The sequence below is a fragment of the Corynebacterium sp. HMSC05E07 genome, from assembly GCF_001807225.1.
Classification (GTDB): domain Bacteria; phylum Actinomycetota; class Actinomycetes; order Mycobacteriales; family Mycobacteriaceae; genus Corynebacterium; species Corynebacterium singulare.
Genome location: NZ_KV788202.1, coordinates 1 through 16,207, shown reverse-complemented (window position 1 = coordinate 16,207; position 16,207 = coordinate 1). Strand labels below are relative to the sequence as shown.

Genomic DNA, 16,207 nt, shown 5'->3' with positions numbered 1-16,207 from the left:
ACTCACAGGGGCAAACACTATGGCCACCGATTACGACGCACCGCGTCGCCGCGCTGAAGACGAGCTCGAGGCTGATTCTCTCGAGGGCCTGAAGGCAGCGGAAAATGACAACAACGGCATGGATGATGACGGCGAGATTGTCGAGGCTTTCGAGCCGCCGTCAGTAGACCTCACCGGTGAAGAACTTAACGTCACCGTCGTTCCTCGCAAGGAAAACGAGTTCACCTGCTCGGTGTGCTTCCTTGTCCAGTCCAACAAGCGCTTGGATCACGAAGAGGACGGCGAGCTTATCTGCATGGACTGCGCCTAAGCTTCGTTTAGTTCCCAGTCTCCGCGTCGTTCGTTGCTGAGGCGAAGCGGCTACGTTCCAGGCCCGTTGGAGGAGCGGCGAGAACTAGTTCGCTGCCGTGGGGCGTGCCTGCTCGGGAACAAACGCAGCAAGCAGTTGCTCTGGGTTCTTTGAATTGATGAGCCAATAAGGGGTGGGGTCTTCGGGGTCATCGAGCACGAGCATGACGTGTTCTGGTACCCAGCCGTGGGTGACAATGAATGCGGCTGGATCCAGCTGTGGTCCCAGTGCATTGCGACGCGCGGTAGCCGGAACCGTGGTGCTGCGTGACACCACGTCGTGCGGCAGTTGTGCATCTTTGACAGTCAACCAGCGCGTGCCGTCGGTATCCCGTTCCACTTGGACGACGGTATTTGACCATGTCAGCAGAACCCACACAGCGATGGCGGACAGCAGAATGGCGGGAATAATCACCCACAGAATGCCACGGTTTAAGCTAACCGTGGCGACGCTGATCACCACAACGAAGGCTGCCATCAGCCACCAATACCACGGCACCCACTGGCGCTCGCGGTAAAGAACGGTCGGGGAATCAGTAGACGAAGTCTGCTCGGCAGGCGAGGAACTGGAAGTCATGGCCACAGATTCTAGTCATTCTACGGTGGTGCGGCCTAACACCCCGGGCAGTACTGCATGGTGTAGCTCGAGAGAAGAGGAACAACAGAACACCGAGGCCCCTAGCACGTGGGGCCCAGGCACGTGGGACAAGGTAGGCTGGGCCGAGTGAATGAGCAACATCCTCTCGTAGATCCGGCAAGTCCCTTTGGTGATGTCAAGGTCAAGCGCCTGGACAAGGAACTGCCGTTGCCTAAGCGCGCACACCGCGGTGACGCAGGCGCTGACCTGTACGCAGCTCACGACGTCACCTTGCGTCCAGGTGAGCGCGCTCTCGTAAGCACCGGTATTGCCCTTGCTTTGCCACTAGGCACGGTAGGTTTGATCCATCCGCGCTCCGGTCTTGCTGCCAAGCATGGAATCTCCGTAGTGAACACTCCTGGCACGGTTGATGCTGATTACCGTGGCGAGATTAAGGTGTGCCTCATTAATCACGATCCCGCGGAGACCTTCGAGGTCGAGCGCGGCATGCGCATTGCGCAGCTTGTCATCCAGCGCGTGGAACTCGTGGGCTTCAGCGAGGTCGAGAAGCTTGATGACACCACGCGCGGCGACGGCGGCTACGGCTCCACCGGCGTGAACTAGAGATTTTCCTACACGCCCCACACGATCACAGTTCGAGACAACACGAAAAACAGAAAGGCGCAGAGAATGGCGATGTGGCCCTTTGGCAAGAAAAACAAGGACGACGACAAGGACGCTGGCATCCAGCAGAAGGAGGCTGCCCAAGAAGCAGCAGTCCCAGTAGCAGAGGAGGCCGACGTTGCAGCTTCCCAGGAATCTTCCGCGGCGACGGCCGGCACTGCTGCGACAAGCGCAGCAAGCTCCACTGGGTCGCTTGGTGACGATGATGATGCACAGGGCCCAACCGTCAAGGCTGTGGCTCACGACGCCGTCAATGGCGAGATGGGCCCCTACGATGGCGATACCGTCGATATCGCCGACTTTAACTTTGAGGATTTTTCGGTAGGTTTACTGGACCTTGGTTCAATGCGTATCCCGCTGCCGAAGGCATCTCAGGTTCAGGTGGAGATGGGGCAGGATGGCCCTCGCATGCTCCACATTCTCACCCCGCACGGCCGCATGACGCCAGTTGCCTTTGCTGCGCCCCGCACTCCGGGGCAGTGGGCAGAGTCCGCATCCGACATCATCAATGGCTTGGAATCTGATGGGTTCAAGGCGCAGCTGGACGATGGTCCATGGGGTTCTGAAATTGTGGGGACCAGCGACAAGGGTGGTATCCGCATCATTGGTGTGGAGGGACCACGCTGGATGTACCGCCTGACTCTGGCCGCACCGGCAGGCAAGGAAGAGGAGCTCGCGCAGCTAGGCCGCGAGGTTGTTGCGCGTACGTTCATCTACCGTGGCGAGGATCCTATTCTGGCCGGAAGCTCCTTGCCGGTGATGCTGCCGCAGCAACTGGCTGATCAGGTAAAGCAGGCGCTCCAGCAGCGCCAGCAAGAGGCGGACGCTGCTAGCACTAGTGACAGCGCAGCCCAGGAGGCTGCAGCACACGCTGAGAACGAAAGTCCGGCAGAAGCACAGGCTCGCGAGCAGCTGCGCGATCTCGACGGTACTGACAAGAACTAATTCCACCGATAAGGATTACTCACACACGTGACTACACCGAATCCTGGCTTGGGCGGGTCGCCGCCAGAGCGCGAGCCGAACGCACACCGTGAACCGGCAGAGTCTCACGAGGAAGCGACGTCATCGGTCGCCGCCCAAGGCTTAGAAGCAGATAACGCTACAGGGGAGACCGAGGAAGAACCCTCGCTGTTGGAGCAGATGGGAGGTCTCACTGGCCTCGTTTCAGCAACTCTTCCGGTTCTTGTTCTCATCCCCGTTAACAATGTGTGGGGGCTGGGGCCGGCACTTATTGCGGCGCTAGGCGTCGCTCTGCTCATCAGCGTGTGGCGCCTCGTGCGCAAGGAAACCCTGCAGCCGGCGCTTTCTGGCTTGCTGGGGGTGGGTATTTGTGCCGCAATCGCTTGGTTTACCGGGGATGCTAAGGGGTACTTCCTGTACGGCATTTGGATGTCGCTTGTGTTGTTCATCATTGCGGTCATCTCCATTGTTGCGCGCTGGCCGCTCGTTGGCGTTGTGTGGAAAGGCCTCAACGGCGATGACATGAGCTGGCGGACGGTCCGCAAGGCCCGTCATGCTTACGCGTGGGCCACGGCTGGCTGGGCCGTGGTGTTTATCGCCCGCTTTGTAGTGCAGCGCGCGCTCTACGCCGCCGACGCAACGACCACCTTAGGCATAGTCAGAATCCTCATGGGCTGGCCATTGACCGGTGTAGTGACCCTTCTCACCATCTGGATGGTGCGCCGCGCTAACGCTGCTGTTGAAGATGCAGAAGGCGCAACGACTGAAGACCAACGTAAGGACAGCGACAGTAACGGCAAGGAGACCGTCGATGAGTGAAACTGAGGCTGCCGTGAACGTAAGCACGGGAGAGTCCTTTGACATCTCCATTGAGCGCATGGCACACGGCGGGGTGGGAATTGGCTCAGCCCCAGACGGTCGAGTGTGTTTCGTCGCGGGAGGATTTCCTGGAGACCTCCTCACTGTCACTGCCCGCAAAGTGAAGAAATCTTTTGTGGAGGCTGACCTCACCGCCGTCGTGAAGCCCGGGCCTCATCGTGTTGAGTCATCCTGCCCTGCAGCAGAGCGTGGAGCCGGTTGCTGCGATTTTGCCGAATTGGATCCGGCCGTAGAGCCTGAAATCAAGGTTGAGGTCTTGCTCGACCAGTTGCGCCGTGTTGCACGCATCGAAACCACCCCGGAGGTTGACAGCATCGACTTGGAGCCCCAGAGGGGATGGCGTACGCGGGTAAGGCTGGGCGTCGACAAGCACGGGCGAGCCGGAACCCGCAAGCGCGGTTCCACTGAACTCATCACGGATGTGGCGTGTACGCAGTTGGTGCCAGGGCTTGTCGACGGCCTCGTGGGCCCCAATGCACGTACCTTCACCCCAGGCGCGGAAGTTATTGCTGTCATCGATAGCGATGGCAACCGCCACGTTGTCGAATCACGAAAGGCATCGCGCGGACGCCGAGTGGAAACTGTCCGAGAAGTCATCGAAGCTCCCACCACAGACGTGGTGCAGCGTGCTGACGGCCACGAGTTTCGCTTTCCGCCGACGGCCTTTTGGCAAGCACATGTTGCCGCCCCTGATACGTACACGCGCATTGCGCGTGAATGGCTAGCTGCGGAGGATGCAGACACAGTAGACACTGGGAACGCTGGGGACGCTGCACACTGCACCGCATGGGACCTCTACGGCGGAGTTGGCCTGTTTGTGCCGGCGCTAGCGGAGGTCACGGCGCCGAAAGGTGGACAGACAACGGTCTACTCGGTGGACTATTCGCCGGCTGCCGCTGGGACGCAGCCGGGGCTTGACGGCATCGATGTTGAGTTCCGCACCGCCAAGGTTGAGCAGGTCGCAGCCCAGCTTCCACAGCCGTCCACGGTGATCTTGGACCCACCGCGCACGGGCGCAGGCGCAGACGTTATTACAGCTGTGGCCTCCGCTGCGCCGCGCAAGGTCGTGCATGTGGGATGCGACCCGGCAACCTTCGCCCGTGATCTCGCTTACTGGTCCGAGTGCGGCTACCACCTGCACCGCCTGGCCTTGATCAATGCTTTTCCTGGGACGCATCACTTTGAGACCTTGGCGCTGCTGGTTCCCCAAGCCTAACCGGGGCGCGGAGGAACGTCGGACAATTGCCGTCATGCTCGTGTAAGCGGGTACGGTGGTAAAGAAAAGAACAAACGATGAAGGGGTTGACGGCAGCTCTATGAGCATTCTGGATTCCATTGAATCGCCAGCCGATCTCAAGGCTCTGAGCAAGACGCAGTTGGCTGAGCTTGCGGCGGATATCCGCCAGCGCCTAATTGAGAAGGTCTCCGCTACCGGCGGCCACCTTGGCCCGAACTTGGGCGTGGTCGAGCTCACCGTGGCAATTCACCGTGTATTCGATTCCCCGCGGGATCCCATCGTTTTCGATACGTCACACCAGTCCTATGTTCACAAGATGCTGACTGGCCGAACCGCACAGTTCGACACTCTGCGCCAGAAAGGCGGGCTGTCCGGCTACACCGACCGAGCGGAGTCTGAACACGACTGGACGGAATCGTCGCACGCGTCGGCTGCGCTGTCCACGGTCGACGGCCTCTCCAAGGCCTTTAAGATTCGTGGGGAATCCCACCGCAACGCCGTGGCAGTTGTTGGCGATGGTGCTTTGACCGGCGGCATGTGCTGGGAAGCATTGAACAATATCTCTGCGGATAAGGACCGCAACGTTGTCATCGTGGTCAACGATAACGGCCGTTCTTATTCGCCCACCATTGGTGGTCTGTCTGAGAACCTTGGCCGCATCCGCGCCCAGCATGGCTATGACGAATTCATGGAGTTGGGCAAAAAGCGCCTGAAGTCTATGGGCTGGGTAGGTGAGCGTACTTTTGATGCTCTTCACGCTATGAAAGAGGGCGTGAAGTCTACTGTTATGCCCACTGAGATGTTCCCCGAGCTGGGCATTAAATATGTCGGCCCAATCAACGGTCATGATATTGATGCCGTCGTGCGTGCGCTGAGCTACGCCCGTGATTACGAGGGCCCCATTATCGTCCATACCGTGACGGAGAAGGGGCACGGCTTTGCCCCCGCGGTTAATGAGCCCAAGGACCAGATGCACTCTACGGGAGCGATCGACCCGGTCACAGGCGTGTCTAAGGGACAAAAGCAGCCGGGCTGGACCGCAGCCTTCTCTGAAGAACTCATCAAGGCCGGCCACGCACGCAAGGACATCGTGGCTATCACTGCCGCCATGGCTGGACCTACAGGTTTGGCACCATTCCAGGATGAGTTCCCGGAACGATTCTTCGATGTTGGCATCGCGGAACAGCACGCTATGGCTTCCGCGTCTGGTCTCGCACTGGCCGGTATGCACCCGGTGGTGGCGGTGTACTCTACCTTCCTCAACCGAGCGGTGGACCAAGTGATCATGGACATCGCGCTGCTCAAGTTGCCGGTTACCATTGTGCTGGATCGCGCGGGTGTGACTGGTTCTGATGGCGCATCGCACAACGGCGTATGGGACATGGCACTCATGAGTATTGTTCCTGGTATGCGCATTGCCGCACCGCGCGATGGTGCCCGCCTGCGTGAGCTGTTCAACGAGGCCATTGCTATTGATGATGGCCCCACCGTCGTGCGTTTCCCCAAAGGCAATTTGTTGGATGATACCGACGAGCTGAAGCGTCTGGATGACGGCGTGGATATCCTGCGCTATTCCGACGCGACGGACAGCATTGAGGAGTCTGGCGATGCCTCCCATGAAACCACGGCAACTGACGTCCTCATCGTCTCCATCGGCGCGATGAGCACGCGCTCCTTGGGCGCTGCCGAGCTGCTGGAGGCGCAGGGCTTCAACGTGACCGTTGTAGACCCTCGCTGGCCAGTGCCGGTACCGCAGTCCATCGTGGCGCTGGCTGCCGACCATGACCTTGTTGTCACCGTCGAGGACGGCCTGCTCCGCGGTGGGGTTGGCTCGATGGTGGCCGAGGCACTTGATGCCGCAGACGTGGATACTCCGCTCCACCGCCTCGGCGTTCCGGGAGTGTTCCCAGTGCACGCTAGCCGTGGAGAATTACTCGAGGAATTTGGTCTCACCCCGCAGGGCATCGCGACGTCCATCAGCGAGTGGGTTGAAGTACGCAGCGAGGAAGAAGAAACGTCGAACGAAGCCTAGCCTCGTGCGTTCGCGCTAGCCGCGGAAGGAGTCGAGCCCGTCAGCGATGAGCGGCGTGGCTAAGTCCACTTGCCAGTTGCGCGCACCTTGGGCGTGCAGGAATCCGGGGATATCGTCCAGATCGCGTATCTCGCCGGCAATACCGCCCTCAGGGCCCAAAGCTGCCCACACTGCCGCGCGCACGATGCTGGGTTTGAGAATGAGTTCATAACTCATGGTGAGCTCCTCACCCAGCTCCTCAAAGTCGCTGCGAATACCTTGGTAGAGGTCCCAGAGCTCTGGAAATTCGCGGGTGAAGACAGACTTGGACGGCACTGGGCGGGGGCTGCGCAACGGGGAGGGCCAGTTTTCTTTGGGGCTCGACGTGGCCGTGGTGACGGCATCCAGCCACTGCACGGTGGCGCCACCGCGGCGGCGCGGGAAGCCTTTGATCTTGTTGATGTCATTGGGCGTGCGAGGAACCCGGCGAGCGATCTCAACGAGAACACGGTGGGGAAGGAGGCGGTTGGGCGCAATGTCCTGGGAGCGTGCGATGGATTCGCGGCGCTGCCACAGCTCACGTGCCACAGCGAGTTGCTCGCGTGACTTGAGGGATGACACGCCTTTTAAATCTCGCCACGAACGCGGCTCTGGGGCGGTGATGTCGGCGTGTTCTGCTGCGATGTGGTCGAACTCCTCGTAGGCCCAATCCAGCTTTTCTTCCTCGGCGAGGATATCGCGCAGCGTCACAGCAAGCTCGTTAAGGAGCTCTACGTCCAACGCTGCATAGTTGCGCCACTGCCGCGGAATGGGGGTTTCGGACCAGTCAGAATCGCCGTAGCCCTTTTCCAGTTCGACGTCGAAAAGCTCCAGCACCATGGCTCCCAAGTTGGGGTGCGGGAAGCCAGCGAAGCGAGCGGCGAGCTCTGTGTCGAAGAGCGTCCCCGGGTAAAGGCCTAGCCATGCCAAGGAGGGAAGATCAGATGGCGCGGCGTGAATGACCCACTCTTGTCCATTGAGGACTGGGGCGAGCGCTGCCGTGAAATCAGGGCGGCGATGTTCAGGGGCGAGCAGGACAGTACCTGCGCCTTCTCGTCGAATCTGGACGAGGAAGGCACGGTCATCAAAGCGATATGCTGATGCGCGTTCGGTGTCGATGGCGAAGGGCCCACTGCCGGCCTCCAAGCGGGCCGCGGCGGCCTGGAAATCGCGCGGGGACGTCAACACCTTCGGCGTGCCGTCGCGAGGAACGCGGCGCAGTTCGGTCATCCCTGGACCTCCTTGGTGAGCTTTCTCGAAGCGCAGTGCTTAGCGGCCGAGCTCGGCCACGCCTTCGGGTGGAAGGCCGGCAACAAGAGCCAGGACCTGTGCGAAGGCCTCCACGTGAGGGGCCAGGTCGAGACCCTCAGCGGTCCACGAGGCGCGCATCTCGAGTTGGTAGGCGTGCGGCGGACCACCAATTTCGCCGAAGCGCACAGAGGCGGTCGAGGTCACCGTGCCACCCAAGTTGGTGTGGCTAGCCTCACGCAGCTCAAGGGATTCGGTGAGCCATTCCCAGGCGACGTCGGGAAGAAGCGGATCCCCGGCAACCGCATCGTCCAAGTCGGCTTGGATGTAGGCCACGAGGCGCATCGCGCCTTCCCAGGCCTCCTCAGCACCTGGATCGTGGAGAAGAATAAGGCGGCCGAAGGCGTCACCCTCAGAGTCCGTAGGAACGATGTCTGCGTCCTGACCCGCGCGCGAGACCTCAAGACCAATGGCGTGGCTAAACGGCGCAAGGCGCTGCGGTGGACGAATGGTACCCAGGGTGATTTCAGGGCGAAGCTGCGCGGCATGAAGGGACTCAACGGCTTCAGTGAAAGCAGCCGGAGTCGTGGGCTCTGTAGTCTGAGAACCTGGGGCGGAGGTGGCACGATCATGCAGGTTGGTCGGTGCCCCTGCCCGGGTGCGCGAAGAAACGTCAGAATTGCTCACGGGGAACAAGGTATTAGCTCTACGCCCGTGGAGGGGGAAGGCGCGCCGTAGGCTAGTGGCGCAAGGCTGGGTCTACAACTTATGATGGATAAGAAATTCAGTCGCTTCCGAGCAAGGAGATTACGCATGTCGAAGGTCAACTTCAACGAGCTCAACAAGGTCCAGCGGTATTCGCAGCACGCGGTATTTCAGGTCATTCCGGGTGCGTTGGGCTCGGAGCGTCACGACGCTATCGCACAGGCGCAGAAGTTCTTTTCTGATCTGGCAGAGACCGGTGTGGTTACCGTGCGTGGTATCTATGACCTGTCCGGCATGCGTGAGTCCGCTGACTTTATGATTTGGTGGCATGCGGAGGAGTTTGCTGATATTCAGAAGGCCTTTGCTGACTTCCGCCGTGAGACCGTCCTGGGGCAGGTTTCCGAAGTGACGTGGGTTGGTAACGCGCTGCACCGCCCAGCTGAGTTCAACAAGTCGCATCTGCCGTCCTTCATCATGGGCGAGGAGCCGGGCGAGTGGATTTCAGTGTACCCATTCGTGCGCTCTTACGATTGGTACACCATGGATGAGGAGAAGCGCCGCCGGATCCTCATGGAGCACGGTATGCAGGCGCGCGACTACCCGGATGTGCGCGCTAACACCGTGCCAGCTTTCGCCTTGGGGGATTATGAATGGATTCTCGCTTTTGAAGCCCCGGAGCTGCACCGCATCGTGGATCTGATGTATCTCATGCGCTACACCGAGGCCCGTCACCACGTGCGCGAGGAGATTCCGTTCCACACCGGCCGCCGTGTCAAGGATGTCGCCGAGCTGATGGAAATCTTGCCTTAAGGCGTGCGAAGGCTACCGTGCGAAGCCGGTGGGAGGTTTAGTCTTCCACCGGCTTTTCTTCAAGGTCGAGGCAGATCGAGTTGATGCAGTAGCGAAGATCGGTCGGAGTATCGTACCCCTCGCCTTCAAAGACATGGCCCAAGTGTGACTCGCAATTCGCGCAGAGCACCTCGATACGGCGCATGCCGAGTGAGTTGTCCTCGCGCTCAATGACTGTGTCGCCGGCAAGCGGGGAGAAGAACGACGGCCAGCCGCAGTGCGACTCGAATTTTTCGGTCGAGCGGAAAAGTTCTGCGCCGCACGCTTTGCAGGAGTACACGCCCTCGGTGGTGGTGTTGGTGTATTCGCCAACGTGTGGCGGTTCGGTGCCGGCTTCGCGCAGGACGTAATACTCTTCGGGTGAAAGCCGCTTGCGCCATTCGGTATCTGCAATGAGCTTAAAATTGGTCATGCTCGGATTTTATCGTCCGCTCTAGGCTGCGGGCCAGTACTGCGCTCTGCTGTCCACCAGCCGGCGACGGACGACGTGGTAACGATAATGAGCAATCCCCAGCCGATAGTGGCGATGAAGACGCTCATCCACTGTGCTGCGGTGGGCATGCTTGACGACGTCCACTCGAACGGCCCCAAGAATAAAATTGCTGCTAGCCATGCACCCCACGAGTGAAATACCGAACGCGTTAGCAGCACCGTGAACATCATGGGGAAGAGCCACATGGAATAGTACTGCTGGCCCAAGGAGGAGAGAAAGAAAATACCGACCATGATGATTCCGGTGGTGCTCAGTGCCCAGAATTCGGGCTCGGAGTCTCGCCAGCGTAGAAGCCCAAGGATGGCTGCAGCGCAGAGCAGGGCGAAGAGCAGCCAGATTGGGTAATAAAGCGTACCTGGCAGATCAAAGTAAGCTCGTACTCCCGGCCAAGACGCGTTCGCGTAGTCGCGGGTGGTGGCTAGGTAAGGGAGAAGGTGCGCGCGGAAGCCTTCCGTGCCGGGAACAAGTGGCCAAGCAATCAGGTTGGTAACTACAGGAACGGTTATGCCGAGGCCCAGTGCCCACCAGCGCTTGTGAATGAGCGCGAGGAAAAGTAGGGGTGCGAATTGGGGCTTAACCAGGATGGCCAGCCCGATGCAGAGACCTGCGGCCCAGCTGTGCCGATCTAGCAGCACGAGGAACGCGGCCATGGCGAGTAATAACAGGCCGTTGATGTTAGTGAAAACAAGGGTGTTGGCAACAGATTCTGTGGCGAAGGCCGCTGCGATGCTGACCGGCCATACGGGCCCGCGCAGACTGCGCCCCACGTAGCGCGTCAGGAGCGCTAAGGCTGCGATGATGGCTGCTGCGTTGGCGAGGATGAAGGCGTAGCGCGCGTGTTCCTCGGACACTGCCCCCATGGGGGAGAGGAGGAGCGTTGCTCCAGGGTTGTAGAGATACAGCGGCTCCACGGAGGAGTAGTCCTGGTCATACACAGGAATGCCCTCCCAGAATCGGCGAATAGCGCGGTAAACCGTGCCGAAATCATCCGTAACCGTGCCGGTAAACGCGAGCACGAAGACTCGGTGAAGCACCAGTATGACGGCGGCCGGCCACGCGGCGGCTGTCCACAGGCGGGCAGTGGTCGGGGAAGGTGGGGCCAGAGAAGTCACGACATGAGAGTTTACGGTGTGGATATGCGCCGGTAGCGCAGAAACACCGTGCTGTCGACGGGTGTGGCGTTCTCCAGCTCCAGTCGTAGTGCCGGGGAGGTGGCAGTGCCGTCTACAACGGGCTTCTCCACGGATGGCGAGATATGTGGATCTATGGTCAGGTAGAGCTTATCCAGTAGCCCAGATTCGATGAACGCGGAGTAGATGGATGGCCCGCCCTCACAGGAGATGCGCGTTGCGCCGCGTTCGCGCAGTGCAGCGATGACTTCGGTGACGCTTCCGGTTCCGGTGCTCACGAGCTCCGCGCCGGCAGCTTCTAATTGCTGTGCTTCGGCGGACGTCATGCGCTCCTCGGGGGTCAGGATAATGGGGCCGCCGGCGACGAACTCTTCGAATCCTGCAAAGTCGAGTGACTGGCTCAATACGGCTAGGCGCGTGCTTGTCGCCGCCTCATATCCCTCCGCCTTCACCGTTCCCGACCCCACCACAGCAACATCTGCCCACTCGCGTAGCGCGGCAAAAAGCTCTCCATCGGCCTCGTTGCCCATGGGGTCGGATGTGCCATCAATAGTGGCTGAGCCGTGCAGCGTACTGACGGCTATGAGGCGAACTCCCTCGCTGTCGGGGCCAAGCAGCGTGTCAATCAATGTGGTGTCACTCATGATGTCCCAGCCTACGTGTTTGGGCGGAACCTTTTGTGTGGTGTCATGTTCGGTGGGTATGAAAACGAGAAAACCGCAGCTAGGCTGCGGTTTAAGCTGTGGTCCTAGCTGGGATTGAACCAGTTATGATGCTAAGGTAGGGGTAGTGATTATGCAGGTCAGAGAGTTTTAACTAGACTCAACTAGCCTAAACTAGACACAATTAGCCAACTTCATATCCACGCAGTATCCACGAAGGGACACCCCCAATGAGCAAGCGCAGTTTCGGCACCATCGAAAAACTTGCCTCCGGTCGCTATCGAGCCAGATTTTTACAACCTGGTACCGCCGCAAGCGATCGCAGATACATCAAAGCACCAACGACTTTCTCAACTATGGGGCAAGCCGACAAGTGGCTAGGTGATGCTCGCCGTGCACTTGAGGATAAAAAGTTAGAGAGTTTCCTTAGCGGTGAGGCTAAGGCGGCTGCGCCCATCAATGAGATACCGACCTTCTTTGAGTACGCAACCGAGTGGATTGAGCAGCGTACAACCCGGCGTGGCAGAGCGCTATCACCTACGACACTGGGGGAGTACTCGCGCTATATCACTACCGGGAAACTCGTCTTTTTTGCTGACATGCGCCTTGACGAGATTAAACCAGCAACAGTGCGCCGTTGGTATGCCAAGGAGTCGAAAGTTCATAAGACATCGACTGCACATCAGTACACATTTTTAAAATCCGTGCTCAAGACCGCCATGGAAGATGAACTTATTGAGAAAAATCCCTGCTTGATTCACGGCGCTTCTGCTGCTCGTACGGGTGTGGAGACAATAATTCCAACAGATGTTCAGCTCGATGCCATTATCGAGCACATGGATCCGCGCTATAAGGGCATGGCCGTTGTCGCTGCTGCCGGGGGTCTTCGCATGGGAGAAATCCGCGCGCTGCGCAAAGAAGACATCACTATCCTTTATGTTCAGGATGATGACAAGAACGACACTGACGAGATTGACGGTGTACTTGTCAGCATTAAAAAATCCTTGGTGGAAGCCAAAAAGCCCCTTGAGCAGCGCAAAAAAGACCAGCTAAAGAAGGGCAAAAACACCGCAATCGCTTCTGTCGAAAAAGACCCGAAGACAGCAACTAGTGTGCGCGTCGTTGAAATTTTTGGACGTGACGGACTCACTCTAGCCGAGCACGTCTTGGGCCTTGATGACGGTAGTTACGTCTGGACAGCAGCAAGGGATCCTTCAAAGCCTGCTAATTACGCAACCGTCAGTGGTCTATGGCAATCAGCGTGCAAAAAAGCTGGATGCCCAAATATCAAGTTTCACGCCTTGAGGCACTATGCCGGAACCCGATTTGCGCAGCGTACAGGAGCGACACTTAAGGAAATTATGGCTCGCCTAGGTCACACTTCTGTTTCTGCCGCGATGCGCTATCAACATGCAGGTGACCGTATGACAGATCTCGCCCGCAAGGCTGCACGGGAATAAACATCTCACGCGTGTGTGTAGGTGGCCAGGGCCCTGGCCACCGACAAGGACGGTGATATCAACACTCTCAATCTTGACATGGAGACCATAATGAATACTCCTGCTGCACGAGATACCTACTCTACCGAAGGCCCCACGCGTGACATCCCGCAAATCTGGGTCGGCTGCATGCGCCACCGCACCCCACTAGGAGCCTGGTTCGACTGCATTGACAGCGGTATTGTTGCTTCAATCACGAGCGATACCGTGCACGACATTTTTCCAGCCTCAAAGTTCCCCGAAGGGTGCAAGAACGTGCTGGTGATGGACACCTACAACATTCCCAACAGCGGTGAGCCCTTTACCCTTGCTCAAGCAGTTCGCTGGGCTGAAGCCTACGAAGAAGTAGGCCATGAAGATTGGCATCCGTACTATGTGTGGTCAAGCTTCTCGCAGTGCATCGTCGATGCTTTTGGCATTCCATGTGTCAGCGACTTCCAAGATGTCTACCAGGGCTTTTATGAGAACTGGCGGGAGTTTATGGGTGAAAAACTGCGCTACATGGATGAGGACGAGATTCCGCGCAAAGACGATGGCAGTATCGACTTCAAGGCGCTATCGCTTAAGCTCAAAGAAACCTACTACCCGCGTGAAGTGGTCTATGAGGATGAGCTTGGCGTGTTCGTCTATCAGATCTACTAGATTAAACCCCTGCTAGCAGCCTTTTTAAGCTGTCTGGCAGGGGTTTATTTTTTCTTTGCAGTTGCAGGGCGTTGTGTCCCGTGTCATACTGCCGCTGTCACTACGTGCGGCCTGCACCCCCGAGGGCCCCGATGACTTCGAAGCACTCACATCAGCTATACTGACCAAAGCAGCATAGCTAACCCCCGACGTGTCCACTGTCCGGGGCCAGGCCCATCACTTCATAAAAAGGAAAACTCCATGAGAAAAGCCATATTCAGAGCTGTAGTAACACTGTGTGTTTCAGCATCAGTCCTCGGGACTAGCTCTTCAGTTGCCCTCGCTGAGGAACGTACCGAATATGTAGTGTCAAACAAATCAGAGAACAGTCTGGGCACGCCACACCTTGAAAGCATTTCCATCCAGCCGCTCTCTGAGGACGGAATCGAGAGGGAAATCGAAACCCCCAACGGAAGCCAATTTGAGTGGTCTATCCAAACTCCCGAATCGAGCCACCAGAGCTCTTTCAAAGTAAAAGCTTCTGGAGATGTGCAACTAGCAGTTGACGAAACCAGCGGAGCGCTCACTGTCAACGTAGACGGTGAGACCCAGGCACTGATTGACGCTCCGTGGGCGCATGGAGCAAATGGGGAAGACCTCGCTACCCACTATGAAGTTGATGGTGACACCTTTACTCAATATGTAGAACCCGCACCAAGCAAATCTGCATACCCTATTACTGCTGATCCCCGTGTAAATTGGGGAAAGATTAGCGGGCACATCTATTTCAGTAAAGAAGAAACTCGCCGAATGGGCGCTAGTACAGCTGCGGCCTTCGCAGTTACGCCTTTTTGGGTGCTCGTTCCGCCTCCAGTAGGAGAAGTCCTCGGAGTATGGTGGGGAGCACATGCTTCCGAAATCTCAGCTTGGTCTGCAGCAGCAATCGCTCAGAATAAATGTCTCGCGCTCAAGGTGGGCGTAACTGGAGGCTGGAATCCTCCTTCCATTGGCGTCTCACCTGAGCACTACACCAATGGGTGTGCCTAGCTCTGAGGAAGTAAAATGCTAACTAAACGAGAAAAAACCCTTAACGTTTTCTGGCTTGTGGTCTTAGCGCTTCCTAGCGTCGCAAATATCTATTCCTGTATTTCTGCAAGCAAAGGCATGCTCTCCATAGCACTAGGGTTCACCTCTTCACTAATTCTTTTTGGTTCCCTCATCTTTTTCATTCAGCAGCATTCGACAGAAAAACCACTGCTTTTCATGAACCGGTCGTTTTTCCCTCTTTTACTCAGTTACGTACCTAGCATTATCGGATATTGGAATCATGGGCTTACTTTGACCACTTTGCTAATTCCGCTTATTGCATATGCGTTCTTTCCTGCCAATGAACGAATCCAGAAATGGGCTAATTCCGGAGCAAACGAAACACCTAAGTGCTAGAGAGCTGTCGCAATCCCCAAAGTTCATCAAGCTAGTTGCGCACCTATAAAGGTGGACTAAGTAGCCAAAATCAGAAAAATCTAAATCTCGGGTAGGCTCCGCAGCCTGGGTGCGCTTCGAAGCGAAGCGTGACCCAACTGCGGCATCTCACGCCCGCGATAAAGCAGCATTCCACCGACGCGCGACAGAACTTCCGCAAAGAAATGAAAAAGGCTGTCCAGGAGCTAAAAACAGTGTGGCCTAGCAACGACATCGAAGCCAACACGGACGGAGTAACCGTCACCAGAACCACCCCATCAGTTCAACAGAAACCACCACGCCCCGAACTCAACTAAGCAGAACACGGAAGACTCGCGCCCTACGGGGCGCTTTCTTTTTACCCAATTGATGTACTGCTTGAGGCCTGCTGCGAGCGCATCATCTGATGCCGCCAGGCGCTTAAGTGAGAGTGGCGAGGTGTTCCAGAAGCGCAGACCGAAGCGCTGTTGAATTTTAAGACTAATTAACGTCGCTTCTGTAGCCTTTGAAGTCTCTTCCTGGACTAGGGCTAGCAGAGCATCCTTTGAGGACTCTAGACGGCCTTCTAGACGGCGCAAAACGGTAAATGGCAGGATGTAGTCGCCATAGTTCTCGCCGGGAAGGATAAGACGCAAATAATCATCGGCTGTCTGCCAGATAGCCGCGTTGAGACTATTGGCAGTCGCTGAGGTCTGCGCGGTCAAGGGCTTTGCAACGTCTGGGGTTGTCATGTGAGTTGAATTTTCTCTTTCGCTCATCGGAGATTCTTTTCTGCCGTTTCGGCGTAGTTGGTAGGGGCAA

General features: G+C 57.7%; 17 protein-coding genes. 10 read left to right on the top strand and 7 right to left on the bottom strand.

Annotated features, from left to right (window positions below):
• Window positions 1-19: 19 nt before the first annotated feature.
• Entirely contained in the window at window positions 20-310 is a 291-nt protein-coding gene (locus HMPREF3149_RS00290) for a DUF4193 domain-containing protein (RefSeq protein WP_042531163.1), read from the top strand.
• Window positions 311-394: 84 nt separating this feature from the next.
• On the opposite strand, the gene HMPREF3149_RS00285 is transcribed toward HMPREF3149_RS00290, so the two are convergent.
• On the bottom strand, window positions 395-925 hold the full coding sequence (locus tag HMPREF3149_RS00285; protein ID WP_070535578.1) for a DUF3093 domain-containing protein: 531 nt from the start codon (window positions 923-925) through the stop codon (window positions 395-397).
• 147 nt (window positions 926-1,072) lie between these two features.
• Between HMPREF3149_RS00285 and dut the strand changes: the two genes are divergently transcribed.
• The 5 genes from dut (at window position 1,073) to dxs (ending at window position 6,720) form a co-directional block, all read left to right on the top strand.
• Window positions 1,073-1,549: a dUTP diphosphatase gene (gene dut, locus HMPREF3149_RS00280; RefSeq protein WP_070535575.1), complete on the top strand. Its 477-nt coding sequence runs from the start codon at window positions 1,073-1,075 to the stop codon at window positions 1,547-1,549.
• Window positions 1,550-1,615: 66 nt separating this feature from the next.
• Window positions 1,616-2,554, top strand: coding sequence for a DUF3710 domain-containing protein (locus HMPREF3149_RS00275; RefSeq protein ID WP_042531157.1), 939 nt, complete (start codon window positions 1,616-1,618; stop codon window positions 2,552-2,554).
• 198 nt (window positions 2,555-2,752) lie between these two features.
• The gene (locus HMPREF3149_RS00270) at window positions 2,753-3,391 is read left to right on the top strand and encodes a DUF3159 domain-containing protein (RefSeq protein WP_070536070.1); all 639 of its coding nucleotides are present in this window, start codon (window positions 2,753-2,755) and stop codon (window positions 3,389-3,391) included.
• On the top strand, window positions 3,384-4,667 hold the full coding sequence (locus tag HMPREF3149_RS00265) for a class I SAM-dependent RNA methyltransferase (protein ID WP_070535573.1): 1,284 nt from the start codon (window positions 3,384-3,386) through the stop codon (window positions 4,665-4,667). The genes HMPREF3149_RS00270 and HMPREF3149_RS00265 overlap by 8 nt, the downstream gene beginning before the upstream one ends.
• 100 nt (window positions 4,668-4,767) lie before the next feature.
• Window positions 4,768-6,720 carry a 1-deoxy-D-xylulose-5-phosphate synthase gene (gene dxs, locus HMPREF3149_RS00260; protein WP_070535570.1) on the top strand — a complete coding sequence of 651 codons (1,953 nt, stop codon included), beginning with the start codon at window positions 4,768-4,770 and terminating at the stop codon, window positions 6,718-6,720.
• A 15-nt stretch (window positions 6,721-6,735) separates the two neighbouring features.
• Here the strand turns inward: dxs and HMPREF3149_RS00255 are convergent, their stop codons facing one another.
• Together HMPREF3149_RS00255 and HMPREF3149_RS00250 are read right to left on the bottom strand one after the other, a co-directional pair.
• Window positions 6,736-7,968: an HRDC domain-containing protein gene (locus HMPREF3149_RS00255; RefSeq protein ID WP_070535567.1), complete on the bottom strand. Its 1,233-nt coding sequence runs from the start codon at window positions 7,966-7,968 to the stop codon at window positions 6,736-6,738.
• Window positions 7,969-8,007: 39 nt separating this feature from the next.
• Window positions 8,008-8,622 (bottom strand): DUF3000 domain-containing protein, encoded by a 615-nt coding sequence (locus tag HMPREF3149_RS00250; protein ID WP_042533289.1) that lies wholly within the window; start codon window positions 8,620-8,622, stop codon window positions 8,008-8,010.
• 177 nt (window positions 8,623-8,799) lie between these two features.
• On the opposite strand from HMPREF3149_RS00250, the gene hemQ reads away from it, so the two are divergent.
• Window positions 8,800-9,501 (top strand): hydrogen peroxide-dependent heme synthase, encoded by a 702-nt coding sequence (hemQ, locus tag HMPREF3149_RS00245; RefSeq protein WP_070535564.1) that lies wholly within the window; start codon window positions 8,800-8,802, stop codon window positions 9,499-9,501.
• Window positions 9,502-9,538: 37 nt separating this feature from the next.
• Here hemQ and msrB read toward each other — a convergent pair whose 3' ends face one another.
• Genes msrB through HMPREF3149_RS00230 form a run of 3 tightly spaced genes read right to left on the bottom strand, consistent with a single transcriptional unit; the run spans window position 9,539 to window position 11,807 of the window.
• Window positions 9,539-9,952: a peptide-methionine (R)-S-oxide reductase MsrB gene (msrB, locus tag HMPREF3149_RS00240; protein WP_042531146.1), complete on the bottom strand. Its 414-nt coding sequence runs from the start codon at window positions 9,950-9,952 to the stop codon at window positions 9,539-9,541.
• Entirely contained in the window at window positions 9,949-11,145 is a 1,197-nt protein-coding gene (locus HMPREF3149_RS00235; RefSeq protein ID WP_083280726.1) for a glycosyltransferase family 87 protein, read from the bottom strand. Before HMPREF3149_RS00235 ends, msrB begins: the two co-directional genes overlap by 4 nt.
• Window positions 11,146-11,156: 11 nt before the next feature.
• Window positions 11,157-11,807, bottom strand: coding sequence for a dihydrofolate reductase family protein (locus tag HMPREF3149_RS00230; RefSeq protein WP_070535561.1), 651 nt, complete (start codon window positions 11,805-11,807; stop codon window positions 11,157-11,159).
• A gap of 248 nt (window positions 11,808-12,055) precedes the next feature.
• Here HMPREF3149_RS00230 and HMPREF3149_RS00225 point away from each other — a divergent pair, with 248 nt between their 5' ends.
• The 3 genes from HMPREF3149_RS00225 (at window position 12,056) to HMPREF3149_RS13250 (ending at window position 14,992) form a co-directional block, all read left to right on the top strand.
• Entirely contained in the window at window positions 12,056-13,285 is a 1,230-nt protein-coding gene (locus HMPREF3149_RS00225) for a tyrosine-type recombinase/integrase (protein WP_070535558.1), read from the top strand.
• A gap of 90 nt (window positions 13,286-13,375) precedes the next feature.
• Window positions 13,376-13,966, top strand: a complete 591-nt coding sequence (locus HMPREF3149_RS00220) for a hypothetical protein (protein ID WP_141741423.1) — start codon at window positions 13,376-13,378, stop codon at window positions 13,964-13,966.
• Window positions 13,967-14,206: 240 nt separating this feature from the next.
• Window positions 14,207-14,992, top strand: coding sequence for a hypothetical protein (locus HMPREF3149_RS13250; RefSeq protein ID WP_141741422.1), 786 nt, complete (start codon window positions 14,207-14,209; stop codon window positions 14,990-14,992).
• 692 nt (window positions 14,993-15,684) lie between these two features.
• Here HMPREF3149_RS13250 and HMPREF3149_RS00215 read toward each other — a convergent pair.
• A partial coding sequence (locus HMPREF3149_RS00215; protein WP_246819904.1) for a type I restriction-modification system subunit M N-terminal domain-containing protein occupies window positions 15,685-16,207 on the bottom strand: 523 nt, incomplete at its 5' end.